Source organism: Tardiphaga sp. vice304, assembly GCF_007018905.1.
Lineage (GTDB): Bacteria > Pseudomonadota > Alphaproteobacteria > Rhizobiales > Xanthobacteraceae > Tardiphaga.
Genome location: NZ_CP041402.1, coordinates 875717 through 895276, shown reverse-complemented (window position 1 = coordinate 895276; position 19560 = coordinate 875717). Strand labels below are relative to the sequence as shown.

22 protein-coding genes are annotated in these 19560 nt (G+C 65.1%); 11 read left to right on the top strand and 11 right to left on the bottom strand.

Features of this window, described 5'->3' with window-relative positions:
* Nucleotides 1–105: 105 nt before the first annotated feature.
* The 4 genes from FNL56_RS04270 to FNL56_RS04255 are packed head-to-tail and all read left to right on the top strand — an operon-like array spanning nucleotide 106 to nucleotide 3635.
* Nucleotides 106–795: a GntR family transcriptional regulator gene (locus FNL56_RS04270; RefSeq protein WP_143571748.1), complete on the top strand. Its 690-nt coding sequence runs from the start codon at nucleotides 106–108 to the stop codon at nucleotides 793–795.
* Nucleotides 792–1679 (top strand): fumarylacetoacetate hydrolase family protein, encoded by an 888-nt coding sequence (locus tag FNL56_RS04265; RefSeq protein WP_143571747.1) that lies wholly within the window; start codon nucleotides 792–794, stop codon nucleotides 1677–1679. The genes FNL56_RS04270 and FNL56_RS04265 overlap by 4 nt, the downstream gene beginning before the upstream one ends.
* Before the next feature lie 28 nt (nucleotides 1680–1707).
* Nucleotides 1708–2604 carry a polysaccharide deacetylase family protein gene (locus tag FNL56_RS04260; protein ID WP_143571746.1) on the top strand — a complete coding sequence of 299 codons (897 nt, stop codon included), beginning with the start codon at nucleotides 1708–1710 and terminating at the stop codon, nucleotides 2602–2604.
* A 56-nt stretch (nucleotides 2605–2660) separates the two neighbouring features.
* Entirely contained in the window at nucleotides 2661–3635 is a 975-nt protein-coding gene (locus FNL56_RS04255; RefSeq protein ID WP_143571745.1) for a Bug family tripartite tricarboxylate transporter substrate binding protein, read from the top strand.
* A gap of 9 nt (nucleotides 3636–3644) precedes the next feature.
* On the opposite strand, the gene FNL56_RS04250 is transcribed toward FNL56_RS04255, so the two are convergent.
* The 10 genes from FNL56_RS04250 to FNL56_RS04205 form a co-directional block, all read right to left on the bottom strand.
* The gene (locus tag FNL56_RS04250) at nucleotides 3645–4616 is read right to left on the bottom strand and encodes a S1C family serine protease (RefSeq protein ID WP_143571744.1); all 972 of its coding nucleotides are present in this window, start codon (nucleotides 4614–4616) and stop codon (nucleotides 3645–3647) included.
* 117 nt (nucleotides 4617–4733) lie between these two features.
* Nucleotides 4734–5441 carry an ABC transporter ATP-binding protein gene (locus FNL56_RS04245; RefSeq protein WP_143571743.1) on the bottom strand — a complete coding sequence of 236 codons (708 nt, stop codon included), beginning with the start codon at nucleotides 5439–5441 and terminating at the stop codon, nucleotides 4734–4736.
* Nucleotides 5428–6171: an ABC transporter ATP-binding protein gene (locus FNL56_RS04240; RefSeq protein ID WP_143571742.1), complete on the bottom strand. Its 744-nt coding sequence runs from the start codon at nucleotides 6169–6171 to the stop codon at nucleotides 5428–5430. The genes FNL56_RS04245 and FNL56_RS04240 overlap by 14 nt, the downstream gene beginning before the upstream one ends.
* Nucleotides 6168–7097, bottom strand: a complete 930-nt coding sequence (locus tag FNL56_RS04235) for a branched-chain amino acid ABC transporter permease (RefSeq protein WP_143577518.1) — start codon at nucleotides 7095–7097, stop codon at nucleotides 6168–6170. The genes FNL56_RS04240 and FNL56_RS04235 overlap by 4 nt, the downstream gene beginning before the upstream one ends.
* A 1-nt stretch (nucleotide 7098) precedes the next feature.
* Nucleotides 7099–7953 (bottom strand): branched-chain amino acid ABC transporter permease, encoded by an 855-nt coding sequence (locus FNL56_RS04230; RefSeq protein WP_143571740.1) that lies wholly within the window; start codon nucleotides 7951–7953, stop codon nucleotides 7099–7101.
* A gap of 70 nt (nucleotides 7954–8023) precedes the next feature.
* On the bottom strand, nucleotides 8024–9244 hold the full coding sequence (locus tag FNL56_RS04225) for an ABC transporter substrate-binding protein (protein ID WP_143571739.1): 1221 nt from the start codon (nucleotides 9242–9244) through the stop codon (nucleotides 8024–8026).
* Nucleotides 9245–9644: 400 nt separating this feature from the next.
* Nucleotides 9645–10202 carry an HNH endonuclease gene (locus tag FNL56_RS04220; protein ID WP_143571738.1) on the bottom strand — a complete coding sequence of 186 codons (558 nt, stop codon included), beginning with the start codon at nucleotides 10200–10202 and terminating at the stop codon, nucleotides 9645–9647.
* 229 nt (nucleotides 10203–10431) lie between these two features.
* Nucleotides 10432–10983: an HD domain-containing protein gene (locus tag FNL56_RS04215; protein WP_143571737.1), complete on the bottom strand. Its 552-nt coding sequence runs from the start codon at nucleotides 10981–10983 to the stop codon at nucleotides 10432–10434.
* A gap of 154 nt (nucleotides 10984–11137) precedes the next feature.
* On the bottom strand, nucleotides 11138–11842 hold the full coding sequence (locus FNL56_RS04210; protein ID WP_143571736.1) for an SDR family NAD(P)-dependent oxidoreductase: 705 nt from the start codon (nucleotides 11840–11842) through the stop codon (nucleotides 11138–11140).
* Nucleotides 11843–11957: 115 nt separating this feature from the next.
* Nucleotides 11958–12596, bottom strand: a complete 639-nt coding sequence (locus FNL56_RS04205) for a DNA-3-methyladenine glycosylase family protein (protein ID WP_143571735.1) — start codon at nucleotides 12594–12596, stop codon at nucleotides 11958–11960.
* Nucleotides 12597–12633: 37 nt separating this feature from the next.
* Between FNL56_RS04205 and gluQRS the strand changes: the two genes are divergently transcribed.
* Together gluQRS and FNL56_RS04195 are read left to right on the top strand one after the other, a co-directional pair.
* Nucleotides 12634–13509 (top strand): tRNA glutamyl-Q(34) synthetase GluQRS, encoded by an 876-nt coding sequence (gene gluQRS, locus FNL56_RS04200; RefSeq protein ID WP_143571734.1) that lies wholly within the window; start codon nucleotides 12634–12636, stop codon nucleotides 13507–13509.
* A gap of 93 nt (nucleotides 13510–13602) precedes the next feature.
* Nucleotides 13603–14853, top strand: coding sequence for an ATP-binding protein (locus FNL56_RS04195; RefSeq protein WP_143571733.1), 1251 nt, complete (start codon nucleotides 13603–13605; stop codon nucleotides 14851–14853).
* On the opposite strand, the gene FNL56_RS04190 is transcribed toward FNL56_RS04195, so the two are convergent.
* On the bottom strand, nucleotides 14780–15673 hold the full coding sequence (locus FNL56_RS04190; protein WP_143571732.1) for a YihY/virulence factor BrkB family protein: 894 nt from the start codon (nucleotides 15671–15673) through the stop codon (nucleotides 14780–14782). The genes FNL56_RS04195 and FNL56_RS04190 overlap by 74 nt on opposite strands.
* Nucleotides 15674–15817: 144 nt before the next feature.
* Here FNL56_RS04190 and FNL56_RS04185 point away from each other — a divergent pair, with 144 nt between their 5' ends.
* The 5 genes from FNL56_RS04185 to FNL56_RS04165 all read left to right on the top strand — a co-directional run bounded on the left by FNL56_RS04185 (nucleotide 15818) and on the right by FNL56_RS04165 (nucleotide 19533).
* Complete coding sequence (locus tag FNL56_RS04185) at nucleotides 15818–16012, top strand: twin transmembrane helix small protein (RefSeq protein WP_143571731.1); 195 nt, start codon at nucleotides 15818–15820, stop codon at nucleotides 16010–16012.
* Between the two features lie 121 nt (nucleotides 16013–16133).
* Entirely contained in the window at nucleotides 16134–16706 is a 573-nt protein-coding gene (locus FNL56_RS04180; protein ID WP_143581793.1) for a cob(I)yrinic acid a,c-diamide adenosyltransferase, read from the top strand.
* A 137-nt stretch (nucleotides 16707–16843) separates the two neighbouring features.
* On the top strand, nucleotides 16844–17593 hold the full coding sequence (locus tag FNL56_RS04175) for an electron transfer flavoprotein subunit beta/FixA family protein (protein ID WP_143571729.1): 750 nt from the start codon (nucleotides 16844–16846) through the stop codon (nucleotides 17591–17593).
* Nucleotides 17593–18537, top strand: coding sequence for an electron transfer flavoprotein subunit alpha/FixB family protein (locus FNL56_RS04170; protein ID WP_143571728.1), 945 nt, complete (start codon nucleotides 17593–17595; stop codon nucleotides 18535–18537). The genes FNL56_RS04175 and FNL56_RS04170 overlap by 1 nt, the downstream gene beginning before the upstream one ends.
* 114 nt (nucleotides 18538–18651) lie before the next feature.
* Nucleotides 18652–19533, top strand: a complete 882-nt coding sequence (locus FNL56_RS04165; RefSeq protein WP_143571727.1) for a 3-hydroxybutyryl-CoA dehydrogenase — start codon at nucleotides 18652–18654, stop codon at nucleotides 19531–19533.
* The last annotated feature ends 27 nt before the right edge of the window (nucleotides 19534–19560 follow it).

The window sequence follows — 19560 nt, the reverse complement described above, 5'->3', positions numbered from 1 at the left end:
CGCGCAGCGTCGCGGTGCTGCTATCCGGGAACAGAGCTCATCCGGGCTACGACAGATCAATGATTTTCAATAGACAATCCAATTTTGTATACATATACAAAATCCATGAGCCCAATTGCTGCCCGCCCTTACCTACGAGACGAAGTCTATTCCGCGCTGAAAGCCAGCCTCGGGCTGCGCGCGGCCGGGATCACCGCGCCGGTCCGCGTGCGGGAGGAAGAGCTGGCCGCCGAGCTTGGCGTCAGCCGGACCCCGGTGCGGGAAGCGATGCGCCGGCTCGAGCAGGAAGGGCTGATCGCATTTCGCCCGCGCCGCGGCGCCCGGCTGATGCCGACCTCGCTGGCCGAATATCTAGAATGGCTGGCAATCCGCGAAATGCTGGAAGGGCTTGCCGCGCGCGACGTCGCAGCTCACGGCTCAGCCGACGTCTGCGCGCGTCTGCGCGCGGTATTCGCCAGTTTCGACGAGGCTGGCGCGCTGGCGCGTCCGGCCGACTATGCCGCGGCCAATACCGCCTTCCATGCCCTGCTGATGCGCGAGAGCCGCAACACGCTGCTGGAAAAGACCTGGGACTCGTTCGGCCATCTCAAAATGGCCGGGCTGCGCTTCATCGAGCGGCTCGATCGCGGCGCGCAATCCTTCCACGAGCACTTCGACATCATCGACGCCATTGAGGCCCGGGATCCCGACCGCGCCGAGGCGGTGGCGCGACGCCATGTCCGCGTGCTGCGCGAGCAGGCGGCATCCTCCCTCACCGAATTCGACATCACCGACAAAGACGGAAACCCATCATGATCTTTCTGACCTTCGAAGCCGGCAACGACAGCCACCTCGGCCTCCTGATCGGCGAGCAGGTGCTCGACCTCACGGCCGCCTGGCCGTCGAAACAGACCGCGCCGCGCCATGTCGGCGATCTCGCGGAAGCCGGCGAGGCCGGCATCGCGACCGTGCGCGAGTTGCAGTCGTCGGCGAAGAACCTGCTGCCGCGCGCGTCGCTGAAAATCCTGGCGCCGATTCCGCGGCCGAAGAAGAACGTGTTCTGCGTCGGCCGGAACTACAAGGAACATATCGACGAAGGCATGCGCGCGCAGGGCAAGGCCCCGGTGCCGCTGCCGGCCGTGCCGGAATTCTTCACCAAGCCGCCGACCGCGGTGATCGCCGACGGCGAGACCATTCCGCAGCACGCCAACGTCACCGCGCAGCTCGACTACGAGGTCGAACTCGCCGTCATCATCGGCACCAAGGGCTCCAACATTGCAGCCGCCGACGCCTATTCCCACATCTTCGGCTACTCGATCATCAACGACATCACCGGCCGCGACACGCAGCGCCGCTACGGCCAGTGGTTCAAGGGCAAGGGGCTGGACCGCTCCTGCCCGTTCGGGCCGGTGGTGGTGCACGCCTCGGCGCTGCCCAACGTCGAAGATCTCCGCATCTTCAGCACGGTCAATAGCGAGCTGCGCCAGGATAGCCGCACCAGCCGGATGATCTTCGATATTCCCGCCATCATCGAGCACCTGTCGCGCGGCCTGACGCTGGAGCCCGGCGACGTGATCGCCACCGGCACGCCGTCCGGCGTCGGCTATGCGATGGAGCCACCGCGCTTCCTGGTCGACGGCGACCGCGTCACCGCCGAAATCGAAGGCATCGGCATCCTCCACAACACGATCACCGCCTGAACAACAATAAAAACGAGAGGAAACGACCATGAGCAACGCCGAAACCTTTCGCATCAAGCGCGCGACGTCGGATTTTCGCTGGCCGAACGGCGCGAAGATCGCAGTCGTGTTCAACCTCGCTTATGAGGCCTGGTCGCCCGGCAAGGCGCCGGGCATCGGGCCGATGGGCAACGTGCTGCAGCCGGGCTATTTCGATACCAACGCGCATTCCTGGGCGAGCTATGGCGCGGTGCGCGGCATCCAGCGCCTGACGCGGATCGCCGCGGCCAACAAGGTCAAGACCAGCATCATGGTCAACGGCGTGCTGGCGGAGACGCATCCCACGGTGCTCGCCGAACTGCACGCTGCCGGCCACGAGATCGTGGCGCATTCCTACGGCATGGACGTGATCCCGGTCTATTTCGACGAGGCCGGCGAGCGCGCCAACATCCGCCGCACCGGCGACCTGATCGCGGGCATCACCGGCGAACGGCCGCTCGGCTGGATCAGTCCGCGCGGCACCGGCAGCCTGATCAGCCCACGGCTGCTCGCCGAGGAAGGCTATGTCTGGTTCGGCGACTGCAACGACGACGACCTGCCGGCGATCATCTCCTCGGGCGACGCCTCCGGTCCGTCGATCGTCGGCATTCCGCTGACCATGGACGTCAACGACCTGCCGCATTCGATCCGCTACGGCAATGCGCCGGCCGCTCTGGTCGAGCAATTCCGCGCCATCCTCGACAACGCCCCTGATGCCGACGATGCGCCGTTCATGCTCGACGTCACCGCGCATACCCATGCCTTCGGCCGCCCGGCCGGCGCCTGGGCCTATGACGCCATGATCAAACTGGCGCTCGCGCGCGATGACATCTGGATCGGCACCCGCATCGAGATCGCCCGCCACGCGCTCGCGCATGGTGAGTTGTTCAAGGACCAGACGACCTAAGCTCCCGACAAGACCAGCGGCGCCCAAGCGCCCGATCAATCCCAGGAGGAAACGCCATGTCATCCGCCGTCACCCGTCCGGCTTTCGCCGCTCTGCTTGCCGCTGTCACGATCGGCTCCACCCTGCCGGCCGCCGCGCAGCCCTACCCCTCGCAGCCGGTGAAGCTGGTCGTGGCCTTCGCGCCGGGCGGCCCGGCGGACCTGATCGCCCGCATCCTCGGCCAGAAGCTCAACGAGCAGTGGAAGCAGCCGGTGGTGATCGAAAACCGCGGCGGCGCCGGCGGCAACATCGCCGCGGGCGCGACCGCCAAGGCGGAGCCGAACGGCTATACCGTGCTGGTGACAACCAGCGCCTTCGCGGTCAATCCGAGCCTGTCGTCGAAGGCCGGCTACAATCCTGCCGATTTCACCACCGCGATCGTGGCGGCCACGACGCCGAACCTGATCGTCGGCGCGCCAAGCCTGAAGGCGAAGACGCTGCGCGACGTGATCGAGGCGTCGAAGACCGAGAACTACACCTATGGCACCGCCGGCGTAGGCACCACGCCGCACCTGTCGGCCGAGAAGATCTTCCGCCTCAATGCCAAGGTGACGATCGTACATGCGCCATTCACCGGCGCCGGCCCGGCGCTGAACTCGGTGATGGGCGGTCACACCGCGCTGGCCAGCGTGGCGCTGCCGGCGGCGATGGAACTGGTCAAGGGCGGTCAGGTCAAGGCGCTGGCCGTCACCAGCAAGGACCGCATGAAGTCTCTGCCGGACGTGCCGACCGCGCGCGAACTCGGCCTCAGCGACGACGAGGACGCCACCTGGGTCGCCTTCATGGTGCCGGCGCAGACGCCGCCCGCCGTGGTCGCCAAGCTGAACGACGACATCAACACCGCGCTGGCCGATTCGGGCATCCGCGAACAATTCGAGCGCATCGGCTTCAGCACGATCGGCGGCTCATCGTCGGACTCGCAGGGCTATGTGAAGTCCGAAATCACCAAATGGGGCGAGATCATCCGCAAGCTGGATCTGAAGCAGGAATAACCGCCGGCCTCAATGCATCCGCGGCGCCTTGAGCATCCGGTTGCGATCGGTCGAGACCAGCTCGACGTCGAACGTGTCGCCGCCACGGTACAGCGTGAGCGGCACGTCGATGCCGGCGGGGCCGAGCGCCCATAGCGCGCGGTAAAACTCCGCCGAATCCGTCACCTCCTCGCCATTGACGGCGAGGATGACGTCGCCGGTCTTCAACTCGGCGCGCGCGGCGGGGCCGCGGGCGGCGAGGCCGACCACGACCACCTTGTCCTCGACCTCGGCGGCATAGAGCCCGAGCCACGGCCGCGCCGGGCGGTTGACCTTGCCGAACTTCCTGAGGTCGTCGAGCACCGGCTTCAACAGATCGATCGGCACCACCATATTGAGGTGCTCGCTCCGGCCGCCGAGGTCGCGCTCGATCTGCAGCGACCCGATGCCGATCAACTCACCCTTGGCATTGATCAGCGCAGCGCCGCCCCAATTCGGGTGTGCGGGATGCGTGAAGATCGCGTCGTCCAGCAGATATTCCCAGTAGCCGGCGAATTCCTGCACCGCGGCGATCTTGCCGGCGACCGAGCGGGTGCGCCCGCCGACGCCGCCGACCACCACGGCATCGCCGATCTTCGCCCTGCCGGAAACGCCGAGCGGCAAGGGGGCAATATCGATCTCGCCGAGCGCCTGCACCAGGCCGAAGCCGCTCTCCGGATCGACGCCAAGCGCATGGCCGGGCACCACGCGGCCGTCGCCGAGATGCACCCAGATCGTCTCGGCCTCGGTGATCAGATAGCCGATGGTGAGGATCAATCCCTTGTCGATCAGCACGCCGTTACCGGCGCGCTCGGTGCCGAGCGTCTGCGCGGTGAAGGCGTCTTCCGGGACGATGCAGTGCAGCCCGACCACCGCCTCGAGCGTGGCCTCCAGATCGAACGCAAATTCGTCCGCGCGCGGCTGCACGGCGGCCGGCACCTTCCATTCGGTCAGGGATGGCATGCAGGGTCTCCTTCTGATCGCGGCGTGGACCTGCATATAAGATGCGATGGCAGCCTTGGAAGTCCAGCCCCGGCCGGATTTCCGCCGGGCCGCGCGCACCGCGATGGCCGGCCCGGCCTACACGCCGAGATAGACCTGACGGATATACTCGTCACCGGCGAGTTCGGCGGACTTGCCCTCGCGGATGGTACGGCCGTGTTCCAGCACATAGACCCGGTCGGCGATGCGCAGCGTCGAGGTGGCGTCCTGCTCGACGATCAGGATGGCGGTGCCGTCGCGACGGATCTGCTGGATCGAATCGAAGATCAGCCCCTTCAGCTTGGGTGCGATACCGACCGAGGGTTCGTCGAGCAGCAGCAGTTCGGGACGGCCCATCAAAGCGCGGCCGATCGCCACCATCTGCTGCTCGCCGCCGGACAGGGTGCTGGATTGCTGCCACTGCCGTTCACGCAGCACCGGAAACAGCGTGAAAACACGCTCCAGATCAGCGTTGATTTCGGCCTTGTTGCTGCGCAAATAGGCGCCGAGTTGCAGGTTCTTCAGCACCGACAATTCGGAAAACAGTTTCCGTCCCTCGGGGCAATGGCAGATACCGCGCGCCACGACATTGTAGGGCTCGACGTCATGCAGCGACTGGCCCTTGAACGCCAGCGTGCCGGAGGAAGCGATCGAGCGCGAGATCGCCTTCAGCAGCGTGGTCTTGCCGGCGCCGTTGGGGCCGAGCACACCGACCAGCTCGCCCTTCTCGACCCGGATCGAGACCGACTCGATCGCCAGCGCCTTGCCGTAACTGACCTTGAGATCGGCGACTTCAAGCAGAGGCATGTTCGTCCTCCGTCTTGCCGATATAGGCCTCGATCACCTTTGGATTTTTCACGATCTCGTCGGGCGGCCCGACCGCGATGATCTCGCCGAAATTCATCGCGATGACGCGCGACACCAAGGCCATGAACTCGCGCAGCTTGTGTTCGATCAGGAGGATGGTGAGGTTTTCCTCGCGGTGCAGCCGGCGGATCAGTTGCGCCAGCTGCTCGATCTCGCTGCTGCCGAGGCCGGCGAAGGGCTCGTCGAGCAGCAGGAGGTCCGGCCTCGTCGCCAGCGCGCGGGCGATTTCGAGCCGCCGCAGGTCGCCGTAAGGCAGCGTTTCCACCGGCTCCTTGTCGCGACCGCCGAGGCCGACCTGACCGAGCAGATAGCTCGCGCGGGCCTCCTTATCCTTGTCCTGATGCGCGCGTGGCGACATGCAGGCCACCAGCACGTTCTCCAGCAGGTTCATGCCGAGGAACGGGCGCGTGAGCTGGAAAGTCCGCGCCATGCCGCGATTGACCACCTTGTACGGCGCCAGCTCCCGCACCAACTCGCCGTTGAAGTGGATGGCGCCGGAGGTCGGCGGCATGAAGCCGGTGAGGATATTGAACAAGGTGGTCTTGCCGGCGCCGTTAGGCCCGAGAATGCCGGTGAATTCGCCTTTCTGCAGCGTGAAGCTCACGTTCTTGACGGCGGTCAGACCACCGAAGCGTTTTGTGACGCCATCGACCTCGAGCAGCACGGTCATCGCAGCCGCTCCGTCACCCGGCGCCACAGCGGCGCGATCAGCCCGTTGGGCAGGAAGAACAGGATCAGCATCAGCGTAAGGGTGTATATCCACAGCCGGTACTCGCCGAAACCGCGCAGCATTTCGGTAAGCAGCGTCAGCAAGATCGCCGCGACGGCGGCGCCGTAGATCGAGCCGATGCCGCCGACATAGACCATGATGATCACGGTGATGGAGACGACCACCGAGAACAAAGGCGGCGAGACCTGCAGCTGATAGTGCGCGTAGAGCGCGCCGCCGAGGCCGGCGAAACCGGCCGAGATCATCAGGGATGCTATTTTGTAGAAGGTGACGTTGATGCCGGCGGCCTGACAGGTCGCCTCATCGCCGCGAATGGCCCGCAGCAGCAGGCCCCAATGCGACTGCGCCAGCAGCGTGAGAACGATCACGGTGACCACCAGCACGCCGAGCACGAACCAGTAGTAGTGCAGCGGGTTCTTGATCAACGGGTCGAGGCCGTACAGCCCCTCCTCGCCGCCGGTATATTCCCAGAAGATCAGGCACAGCCGCTGCAGGATGGCCGAGGCCGACAACATCGCCAGCGCGAAATACGGGCCGCGCAGCCGCAGCGTGGGAAAGCCGACCAGCAGGCTGAAGGCCACCGCGATCACCACCGCCAGCGGCAGGCTGAGCCACGGATTGGTGAACCAGATGGTGGCGAGAAAACCCGCGGTATAGGCCCCGGCGCCGATGAACAGCGAGTGGCCGAAATTCTCCCGGCCGGTGAGGCCGGACATGAAGTCCCAGCTCGAGGCCCAGATGCCGTAGACGGCGCAGACCGTCAGCACGCCGGTGAGATAGTTGCTGGATACCTGCATCGGTGCCACCGCGAGGATGGCGACAAGCGCGATGCCGCCGGCGATATCGATCGGAGCGATGCTGCGCATATCAGAACGCCGCCCGTCGGCCGAGGATGCCGGAGGGCCGGATCATCAGGGTGACCACCACGGCGACCAGCGAGACCAGTTCGGTCCATGAGGTGGAGATCATGTAGGCGACGATGGTCTCGGAATAGCCGAGGATCAGGGAGGCGATGATGCTGCCCGGGATCGAGCCGAGCCCGCCGACGATGACGATGGCGAAGGCCTTGACCATCGGCAGCAAGCCCATGGTGGGCTGCACCGTCAGGAACGGCGACACCAGCACGCCGGCCAGCGCGGCGGTGCCGGCCGAAATCGCCATGACGATCGAGAAGATGCGGTTGGTCGGAATGCCCATGTACTGCGCGGCTTCCGGATCCTGCGACACCGCAAGAATGGCTGCGCCCAGCCGGGTGCGCTGGATGAACAGCCACAGCAGCAGCAGCACCAGCACGCCGGCGACCAGCGCCAGCAGACGCTGCCCGCCGATATCGACGCCGCCGATCGACAGCTTGTCGGCGACGAAGGACGGCACATTGCGGTATTCCGAGCCGAAGGTGATGAACAGCGCCTGCTCCACGGCCAGCGACACCGCCAGCGTGATCATCAGCACCGCCAGTTGCGAGGCGCGCAGCGGGCGCACCAAAAAGCGCTCCATCAGCACGCCGAAGCCGGCAACCAGCAGCACGGCGATGGGGGCGGCGAGAAACAAGGGCACGCCCAGCAACGAGGTCAGCACGTAGGCGGCGTAGGCGCCGAGCGCATAAAACGAACCATGGGCCAGGTTGAGGATGCGGGCGACGCCGAAGATGAGGGTGAATCCCACGGCTAGCATTGCGTAGATCGCGCTGGAGACCGCGCCGTAAATCAGAATTTGAAGCATGAGGTCCCGCTGTTGGTGCCAGGAAGGGGGAGGCCGAACGTTACGGTTCGGCCTCCTGACTCGACGACAGCTAGTTGCTCATCCAGGGCGGCGAGATCATCGGGCCGGTGGCGGCTTCCTTCGGCCACACCACGACGCGTTCGCCGTTCTTCTGCCACTGCACGAACAGCAGGTTCTGCATGCCCGGCCCGGTTTTCACGTCGTGCAATTCATCGAACACGAGCTTGCCGGCGATGCCGACATGATCGGTCTTCTCCAGTTCCTTGATGACCGCGTCGGGCTCGATCGAATTGGCGCGCTTCACCGCATCGGCATAAATGTAGACCGCGTCATAGGCGCCGATCCCGGTATAGACCGGGGCGGTGCCGAAGCGCTTCACGAACTCGTCCCAGAACGGGATCGTCTTCGGCGTCAGTGGCGCGCGGATCGCGAACATGCCGACGGTTTCCGCATTGGCCTTGCCGCTGACGCGGGTGAAGAAATCGGCGTCCTGGCTCTTGACGTCGATGCCGCCGATCGGGATCGGCACCTGCGCGTCATGCCACTGCTTGACGAAAATGTCCGACGAGGCATGCGACAGCACGACGATGAGATATTGCGCGCCCGAGTCCTTGACCTTGGCGAACAGCGGCGAGAAGTCCGACGTCGAGGTATCGAAGAATTCCGCCAGCTTCACCTCGGTGCCGCCATCGGTGGCACCCTTTTTCAGGATCGGGACCAGGTCCTGAACCCATTTGGCATTCTCGCCGACGATGGCGATCTTGGTCATCTTCAACTCGCCCTTCAGCTTGCCGTTGATGAAGTCGACCAGCGCGCGGGCCTGGTGCGCAGCGTTAATGGGAAATGCGCGGAAAATGTACTTGTAGTTGTCGTAGTCGGATTTCACCTTGGCGGTGATGGCCGGCGAGGCGGCTCCCACGCCGATATAGATCGTCTTGGCGCTCGAGATGTGCGGCAACTGGGCGAGGGTAACGCCGCTGGTGTAGCCGCCGATCAGCACATTGACCTTCTCGTCGGCGGTGAGCTTCTTGATCGCGGCGATACCCTGTTCGGGGTTCTCGGTTTCGTCGGCAACGACGATCTCGAGTTTGCGTCCGAGCACGCCGCCCTTGGCGTTGATCTCCTCGGCGGCCAGTTTGGCGGCGTTCTGGGTATCGCGACCGACCTGCAGCTGCACCGAGGTGGGCACGCCGATCTTGATGGTCTGCTGCGCGGTGGCGGGATTGGTGATGGCAAGGGCGCCGGCAACGATCAGACTCGCAGCCGAAAGCGGCCTCATAAATGAGCTCATGACGTCTCTCCCTGATGCATCCGGATCGTTGTCCGATGCGTTCTTGGTCACGCCAGACTGCCTAGTTCCGTGATACCAAGTCAAGGAGGTTTGAAAGAGCGAACTACACTTCGCTGCAGAGGGCGCTGCAGCATGCGAATGGTGCGGGCATTGCTGCGACGCGGCCGGACGAGGCTACTGGCCGCCGCGCCCGTTGTTGCCGATCGACGCTGCAATCAACTCTGCGCAGCGGCTCAAATCGAAGTCCGGCGCAAGCAGATCGTCGAGACTAAGAGGGCATTCAGACGGCAACGTGAGCGCCGGCAGAGCGACCTGCTCCTGCGTCCAGGCATAAAAGTCGGCATCATACGCGCTGGCTTGCGCCGTCGCGTGCTCGAGAACAGATTTGAAGATGTCCTCCCTACGGATCCAGCTCAGTATCCCAGTACAGGTAGTCGACCCAGCTATCGTGCAGGTAGTTCGGCGGGAACAGCCGGCCGTTGCGGTGCAACTGGTGCACGGTGGGGGAGAACGCGGTCTGCCGCGGGAACATGCGAGCCTGCTGGGTCGTCATATCGGCCTTGCGCAGGTTGCAGGGCGAGCAGGCCGCGACGACGTTTTCCCAGGTGGTCTGGCCGCCCTTCGAGCGCGGGATGATGTGATCGAAGGTGAGGTCGTCATGTGCGCCGCAATACTGGCAGGTGAAGCGGTCGCGCAGGAATACGTTGAACCGGGTGAAAGCGGGGTGCGTTGTCGGCTTGACGAAGGATTTCAGCGACACCACGCTGGGCAGCTGGATCTCGAAAGACGGGCTGTGCACCAAGTGATCGTAGTGCTCGACGATATTGACGCGGTCGAGGAACACCGCCTTGATCGCATCCTGCCACGACCACAGTGACAGTGGATAATAGCTCAGCGGCCGGAAGTCCGCGTTGAGGACCAGGACCGGCCAACCACCCTGCGAGACGTGTGCGTTCAAGTAACGCTCCTGACCCCACCCGACGCTGCGACGCAGCCAACACTGTCATACTACAGGCAGCGTGACGGCGTTGTGAAGGGTGTTGAACGGGATATCCCGGAAGGTGGCAGGACCCCGGATGGTCGCCTTGCCCTCGGACCGTACCGGGCCACTCCCGGTCTGCACTTGCGTCGTATTCGCAGTCCTTGCAGCGGCGCGGATTCCCCGACGGCGCGTTGACCGGCGCCGCTCAGACAGCGTGGTCGCTGACCGACGCGATCGCCCGTTCCGCAGCCGCATCGAACTGCGCCTCCAGCCAGGGCGACACGCCACGACCCTGCGCAACCACCTCCCGTGCCCACTGCACGTAATCGAGACGTCGCTGAACCGACCAGTCGGGCGCAGGGCTAGCGCTTATCGTGCGCAAGTTGCTGGTCTTGTCGGCGAGCTTTATCATCTTGGCCTCGCGGCTCTTGTGGCTGGTGGACGCGACCTGCCGAAGCTTGCGTTCAGCCTTCGGCAGGCTCTTGTCGTCGGTCACCTCCATGACGATGCCGGCGATCCTGGCGCCGAACTGCTGCGCAACCTGCTCCTCGGTCACGCCGACATCTTCCACCGCGTCGTGCAGGAGGGCGGCAATGACCAGATCCGGCTCTCGCCCGCCGGTCGCCTCGGCGACCAGGCTGGCGACTTCCAGCAGATGGTTGAGGTAGGGCTCCTGCGCGGCCCCCTTGCGGCGCTGATCGACGTGCCAGCGTGCGGCGGCGTCAGCGGCTTTCATAACGCGTACGAGATCGTTCATTCAAACTCCCTTGGACAAACGCCGTCGGCCAGCAACGGAACGTTGCTGTTGTCAGGCTTTGCGATGTGGTCATGCCTGCACTATACGAAGCGCACGATAGCGATGCAATGGCGTGACTACGCAAACGGCAATGAAATGCCTGAAACGCCAAGTCTCACCAGGGAATGGATTGGCCGAACCGATCGAGAAACCCGCCGGAATCGTCGGGTTGCAGCCCGTCGATCGCAGCCAGCAGGCAAGCGGCAGCGTCTGCCGGGGTTTGCACGTCGAGCCCGGTTTTCGAGAATGGTCCGGTGAGCGCGGTCGCGACGGTGCCTGGATGCAGCGCGACGCAGATCGCTTGCGGCCTGCGTCGCTTCAATTCGACCGACGCCGTTTTGACGAGCTGGTTGAGCGCGGCCTTGGCGGCGCGGTAGGCGTACCAGCCGCCAAGCTCGTTGTCGCCGATGCTACCGACCTTGGCCGACAGCGTGGCAAACACCGCCCGGCCGTCAGCGGCGAGCAGCGGCAAAAAATGCTTCATCAGCAGCGCCGGGCCGATCGCATTCACCGCAAAGGATTTCTGCATGTGATCGGGATCGATCTCACGCCAGCTCTTTTCGGGCTGGAAGTCGTCGTCATGCAGGAAGCCGGTGGCGTCGAACACCAGACGCAGCTTGCCGCCGCGCGCTGCAACCGCCGCAGCGGCCTGTGCGATGCCCGGCTCCGACGTGATATCGAGCGCCGGCGTACCCGAGCGGCTGAAGCGGACAACCTCGGCAAAATGGCCGCTGCTCTCCAGCAGTTCTGCGAGGGCGCCGCCGATCCCGCCGGAGGCACCGATCAAGACTGCAATGCCGCCTGCGGGGAATGAGTTCACGTTGCTGCTTCCATTCTTGTCGCCCGGATGACAATCCGGGGTCGGCTCATTTACCAGCGTCTCCCCCCGGATTGCGTCGATGCGCGCGGCGGGCCGACTTCATCCGGGCTACTGATTACACGCCTTCGCGCTTCTTGATCGCGTGATAATAGCTCCACCACAGATGCGCCGCCGCACCCCGCAGCGGGCGCCAGGGCTCGGCGAGCGGGGCCATCTGCTTTTCGGTCGGGCGTGCCGCAAGACCAAGGCCGACCTTGATGGCTTCCTGCAAGGCGACGTCGCCGGCCGGCCAGGCGTCGCCATGGCCGAGGCAGAACAGCAGATAGACGTCCGCGGTCCACGGGCCGATGCCGTGCAGCCGGGTCAGCGTCGCATGCGCGGCGTCGGCGTCTTCTTCCGCCAGTACGTCGAGATTGAGCCGTCCGGCGACCAGTTCGCGCGCGATGCCCTTCAGCGTCCGGATCTTCGCCGCCGAGAGACCAAGGCGGCCGAGCCGGTCGGTGCGCGCGCGGCGCACGGCGTCGTGGTGAAACGGCACAAACGCGCCGGTCAGCCGGCCCCAGATCGCCGAGGCCGAGGCCACCGAGAGCTGCTGGCCGCAGACGATCTGCGCCAATCCTTCGAAGCCGGGGGCGCGGCGCCGCAACGTCGGCGGGCCGGCAATCTCCAGCACCGGCGCAAGGCGGGGGTCGAGCCTGACCAGCGCCGCCACGGCGTCGTCGAGATCGGCCTGGCTGTTGAGGTGCACGGTCATCGCGATCTAGGATCATCACGTCCCGGACAAGAGTTCAATGCCACCCGTTTTCAGATTTGCGCCGAGCCCCAACGGCTACCTGCATCTCGGCCACGCCTATTCGGCGCTGCTAAATGCCGAACTGGCGCGGCAATCCGGCGGCCGCCTGCTGCTGCGGATCGAGGATATCGACCGCGCGCGCTGCAAACCGGCGTTCGAGGCGGCGATCTATGAGGACCTCGCCTGGCTCGGCATCGAGTGGGAGACCCCGGTGCGGCGGCAGTCGGAGCATTTTGAGCAATACCGGGCGGCCACCGACCGGCTGAACGCGCAGGGCCTGCTGTATCCCAGCTTCGAGAGCCGGGCCGAAATCGCCAGGCTGGTCGCGGCCGAACAGATCAGGGGCAAGTGGCCGCACGATCCGGACGGCGTGCCGCTGTATCCCGGCATTGCCAGATCGCTGACGCCTTCGGCGGTCGCCGAATTGCGCCGGGCGGGTGCTCCGACCGCGCTGCGGCTCGACATGGCGGAAGCCAGCCGCCGCGCCGGCGCGCTGCAATGGACGGAGTTCGGCGCCGGCCCGTCCGGCGAGAGCGGCGCGGTGGCGGCGCGGCCGGAGGCGTGGGGCGATGTCATCCTGGCCCGCAAGGAAATACCGACCAGCTATCATCTCTCGGTGGTGATCGACGACGCCCTGCAGGGCGTCACCGACGTGGTCCGTGGCCAGGACCTGTTCTGGTCGACCAGCGTTCACCGGCTATTGCAGACGTTGCTCGGGCTGGAGCCGCCGACCTACCGGCACCACCCGCTGCTGCGCGATGAGGGAGGCGGCAAGCTGGCGAAGTCGACCGGCGCCACCGCGCTGCGCGAGCTGCGCGCCCGGGGGGCAGGCCCGGCCGACATCCGGCGAATGATCGGCCTGCCAGCCGCCTGACTCGCTGCAAGCTTTCCGGGGGACGCACGGGGTCGACTACGTGACTCTTGAAGTCCCGCCATGCATGGTGATCGGGGATTGGGTGGAAGATACATGGCGCCAGTAAAGCGCCCGCCGCAGCCGCTGCGGAAGCGCACCAAACGAGTTGTGAAAACGCGCGTCGCCAAGACGGCGGCGGCGAAGTCGTTCGCCAAGCGCGGCGCGGTGCGTTCCGGGTCGATGGTCGAGGCCGCGCTTGCCGCCTTCGCCCACGAGGTTCGCACCCCCCTCACCGGCATCCTCGCGGTCAGCGACCTGCTCGCTACCTCGGATCTCGGCGAACGCGAGCGGCGCTGGGTCGACACCATCAAGGCCGGCGCCGAGCATCTGGCCGGGCTGGCGACGCTGTTCGTCGATGCTGCGCGCAGCAGCAATTCGCGGCTCGAGGTGCGCCAGGACTTCTTCGACCTGCGCTCCCTGGCGCGTAATTCCGGCGACTCGCTGGCCGGCCGCGCCGCCGCCCGCGGCCTGCAGTCCACCGTCACCATTTCCGAAAAATTGCCGGTCTTCGTGATCGGCGACCCGGTGCGGCTGCGCGCCGCGCTGGAGAACCTGATCGACAACGCCGTCAAATTCACCGATCGCGGCAGCGTCACGCTCAAGGTCGCGCCGGTGCGAGTGGCCGGCCGGGTCGGCGTCTCGTTCAAAATTGCCGACAGCGGCATCGGCCTGTCGCTGGCCGAGATCAAGAAACTGTTCCGGCCGTTCTCGCAAGCCAATGTCACCATCGCCTCGCGGTTCGGCGGCGCCGGGCTCGGCCTGTCCTCGGTGAAACAACTGGCGCGCGCGATGGGCGGCGACATCGTGGTGGCGCAGCGGCCGGGCGGCGGCACGATCTTTACCCTGACCGTGACGCTGGCCAAAGCGAGCGGCCCGGTCAGCGCGGCGTCGGACACCGACGATGACGACCCGTTCGGGCCGCGCGAGACGCTGCGCGTGCTCAGCGTCGAGGACAATCCGTTCGGCCGCGTCGTCCTGAACACGATCCTCACCGAGCTGGGCCATCAGGCCGAATTCATCGGTCGCGGCGAGGCCGCCGCCGAACGGGTGGCGCAGGGCGCGTTCGATGCGGTGCTGATGGACATGGTGCTGCCGGGCATCAACGGCGTCGAGGCGATCAGCCAGATCCGCGCGCTGGACACCCCGCAGGGCCGCGTCGCCATCATCGGGGTGTCCGGCCGCGGCGACGACGAGGCGGCCTCGCTGGCCGCCGGCGCCGATGCATTCCTGACTAAACCTGTGTCTCCACGGGGGCTAGCGACTGCGCTGCTTGAAGCGAGACGCCGCGCGGTAGCCGTGACTTGATGATGGCGGCGTTGAGTTCGCCGCCATAGACGAAGATCGCGGCGATGAAATACAGGAACACCAGCGCAATGATCACCGAGGCCAGACCCGCATACATCGTGACGTAATTGTTGGCGAAGCGCGCCAGATACAGGCCGAAACCGATTCCCGATACGAGCGACGCCAGCATCGTGAACACGATGCCGGGCAGGATCTGCATGAAACTGCGCCTTCCTGCCGGCAACCAGGCATGCAGCATGAACAGCACCACGATCATCGCCGTGATGGTAATTCCGTAGCGCGCGATGTTGAGCGGCGTCTCATTACTGGCCACCACCAACGGCACATAAAGCCGCACGATCTCCAGGATCAGCGGCCCGAGCACGATCAGAAACGCCATCGCCAGTGCGGTGACCGCGGCGAGCAGCGTGTAGCCGATCGATTCCAGCCGCAGCCAATACCAGCGCCGCGGCTCGATGACGGCATAAGCGCGGTTCAGCGCTACCCGCAAACTCTCGATGCCGTTGGAGGCGAAATAGACCGCCAGCACCAGGCCGATGGTCAAGGCGTCGCCGCGGGTGGTGGTCAGCACGTCATGGATCTGGCTGGACAGCGTGCTGGCGACCTGCTCCGGCCAGACCTGCAGCAACAGCCCGGCGGCCTGGTCGGCAAGGTCCTCGGAACCGAAGAATCCCGCCAGCGAGGCCAGCACGATCAGAAACGGAAACAGCGCCATCAGCGACGACAGCGCGATATGGCTGGCGATCGCCCAGCCATCATCGGCGAGAAACGTATAAAAGGCGTCCAGCCCGACATCGTAGACGTAGCGAATCTGCCTCACATATCACCTGGTTCGGGCGGCAGGGGCGCGCTGCCAGCATGACGCTAGTATTTGATAATTACGGATAAAACGCCAGATCGTTGCACTGCGGCGGGGATTTTCCGGGCGCTGGCGAAGCGCGGCTGGTGGTGATATGGAGCTGATATGACATCCTTCCTGAGCCAATTCCTGCTGCCTATCGCGGCCGGCGCGGTGGCCGTGGTGCTGCTGCTCGGCCTGTTCAACATGATGCGCGGCGGTTCGCCGAACCGCTCGCAGAAATTGATGCGCTGGCGCGTGGCGCTGCAGTTCGTCGCCATCGTGCTGACCATGGCCACGGTGTGGGCGATGGGAAGATAAAGCGAGATTTCGTAGTGTGGGCAAAGGCGCACTTGCGCCGTGCCCACCATCCCAGCGGCGAGCGCAACGGTGGGCACGCTGCGCTTTGCCCACCCTACAGCCTGCATTCCGGAATTCATTCATGGTCGTTCTCAACAAGATCTACACCCGCACCGGCGATGACGGCACCACGGCGCTGGGCTCCGGCGAACGGCGGCCGAAATATGATCTGCGGATCGAGGCCTACGGTACCGTGGATGAGACCAATGCCGCGCTGGGCGTGGTCCGGCTGCATCTGGCGGCGGCGCCCGCGCTGGACGCCATGCTGATGGCGATCCAGAATGATCTGTTCGACCTTGGGGCCGACCTCGCGGTGCCGCAGCGCGACGGCCGCGCCGAGCGGCTTCGAGTGCTGGCTAGCCAGGTCGACCGGCTGGAGCGCGATATCGACGCTTTGAACGAGTCCCTGACCGAGCTGACCTCTTTCGTGCTGCCGGGCGGCACGCCGGCTTCGGCGCATCTGCATGTCGCCCGCACGATCTGTCGCCGCGCCGAGCGGCTCATGGTGGAACTCGCCGCCCGGCCGAACGAGCCGGTGTCTGATGCCGCGATCCAGTACATGAACCGGCTGTCGGACTTCCTGTTTGTCGGCAGTCGGTCGCAGAACGACAACGGGGCCGGCGACGTGCTGTGGGTACCCGGCAAAAATCGATAAACTGCCGGCAAAAGCGGGCAGCTCCCACCCGCCCTTTTCGGTTTTCGCGCGTTGACCCCGGTTGGCCGGCGCTTTAGGTTCCGCGGCCAAGCTTCAAGTGCTGCGTCAAACGAAGAAACTCACACGAAAGAGGATCGATGAAGATTCTGGTGCCGGTCAAGCGAGTGGTCGATTACAACGTCAAGGTTCGCGTCAAGTCCGACGGAACCGGGGTTGAACTCGCCAACGTCAAGATGTCGATGAATCCGTTCGACGAAATCGCCGTCGAGGAAGCCCTGCGCCTGAAAGAGGCCGGCAAGGCGACCGAAGTGGTGGTCGTGTCCATCGGGCCCGCGCAGGCCTCGGAAACCATCCGCACCGGCCTCGCGATGGGAGCCGACCGCGGCATCCTGGTCAAGGTCGACGGACCCGTCGAGCCGCTGGCCGTCGCCAAGATCCTCAAGGCCGTCGTCGCGGAAGAACAGCCCGGCCTGGTCATTCTCGGCAAGCAGGCGATCGATGACGACTCCAACCAGACCGGCCAGATGTTGGCCGCCTTGCTCGGCTGGTCGCAGGCGACGTTCGCATCCAAGCTCGAAGTCGAAGGTTCGGATTTCCTGGTGACGCGCGAAGTCGACGGCGGCTCGCAGATCGTCAAGCTGAAGGGTCCGACGATCGTTACCACCGATCTGCGTCTCAACGAGCCGCGCTACGCCAGCCTGCCCAACATCATGAAGGCCAAGAAGAAGCCGATCGCCGACAAGACCGCCGAGGAATACGGCGTCGATGTCACGCCGCATCTTGAGATCATCAAGACCACGGAACCCGGGACCCGCAAGGCCGGCGTCAAGGTCAAGGACGTCGCCGAGCTGGTATCCAAACTGAAGACCGAAGCGGGGGTGATCTGATGACCACACTTCTCATTGCCGAACACGAACACGACATCCTCAAGGACTCCACCAACAAGGCGTTGACAGCCGCGACCGCGCTCGGCGCGGAAGTCCACGTGCTCGTCGCCGGTGGCGGCGAAGGCACCAAGGCCGCGGCCGAGAAGGCTGCGAAGCTGGCCGGCGTGACCAAGGTGCTGATCGCCGACGACGCTCTCTATGCGCATGACCTGGCCGAGCCGCTGGCCGCGCTGATCGTGTCGCTGGCTCCGGCCTACGACGCCTTCGTGGCGCCTGCCACCTCACGCTTCAAGAATGTGATGCCGCGCGTCGCCGCCCTGCTCGACGTGATGCAGGTGTCGGAAATCACCAAGGTGATTGCACCCGACACCTATGAGCGCCCGATCTATGCCGGCAACGCGATCCAGACCGTGAAGTCGAAGGACGCCAAGAAGGTCATCACCGTGCGTACTTCGACCTTTGCCGCAGCCGCCGGTGAAGGTGGCAGCGCGTCGATCGAATCCGCCACCGCGGCGGCCGATCCGGCGCTGTCGACCTTCGTCGGCGAGGAAGTCGCTAAGAGCGACCGTCCGGAACTGACCTCGGCGAAGATCATCGTCTCCGGTGGCCGCGCCATGCAGAGCCGCGAGAACTTCACCCAGTACATCGAGCCCCTGGCCGACAAGCTCGGCGCCGGCGTCGGCGCCTCGCGTGCCGCGGTGGATGCCGGCTACGCGCCGAACGACTGGCAGGTTGGCCAGACCGGCAAGGTGGTAGCGCCGGAACTGTACATCGCGATCGGGATTTCCGGCGCGATCCAGCATCTCGCCGGCATGAAGGATTCCAAGGTGATCGTCGCGATCAACAAGGATGAAGACGCGCCGATCTTCCAGGTCGCCGATTACGGCCTGGTCGCGGACCTCTACCAGGCAGTACCGGAACTGACCGCAGCGCTCGGCAAGTAACCGCGCTAAGGTCGATGAGAAACGCCGGCCGGGATCAGAGGACTTCGGCCGGTGTTTGTGCAATAACAGGGGGCGGTCGCGGTGACGCAGCCGGCCACCCGATCAGATGACAAGATGGCGGTTATGATCAAGAAAGTCGGCGTGATCGGCTCGGGCCAGATGGGCAACGGCATCGCACATGTCGCGGCCCTGGGCGGCTTTGACGTGGTGCTCAACGACGTCTCGGCCGAGCGGCTGAAGTCGGCGATGGCGACCATCAACGGCAATCTGTCGCGGCAGGTCGCCAAGAAGATCATCACCGAGGACGCCCGCAAGTCGGCGCTCGACAGGATCGTATCATCGGATGCGATGGACGGTCTGTCGGATTGCGACCTCGTGATCGAGACAGCGGTCGAGAAAGAAGAGATCAAGCGCAAGATTTTTCACGATCTCTGCGCCGTGCTGAAGCCGGAAGCGATCGTGGCCTCCAACACCTCGTCGATCTCGATCACCCGGCTGGCGGCGTCCACCGACCGCCCGGAAAAATTCATCGGCATTCACTTCATGAACCCGGTGCCCTTGATGGAGCTGGTCGAACTGATCCGCGGCATCGCCACCGACGACGCGACGTTCGACGCCTCCAAGGAATTCGTCAGCAAGCTCGGCAAGCAGATCGCCGTCTCCGAGGATTTCCCGGCCTTCATCGTCAACCGCATCCTGCTGCCGATGATCAATGAGGCGATCTACACGCTGTATGAAGGCGTCGGCAACGTCGAGGCGATCGACGCCGCGATGAAGCTCGGCGCGCACCACCCGATGGGCCCGCTCGAACTGGCCGACTTCATCGGCCTGGATACCTGCCTGTCGATCATGCAGGTGCTGCATGAGGGCCTGGCCGATTCCAAGTACCGCCCCTGCCCGCTGCTGGTGAAATATGTCGAAGCCGGCTGGCTCGGCCGCAAGACGCAGCGCGGCTTCTACGACTACCGCGGCGACAAGCCGGTCCCGACGCGGTAATCCGTAGCCCGGATGAAGTCGTCGCGC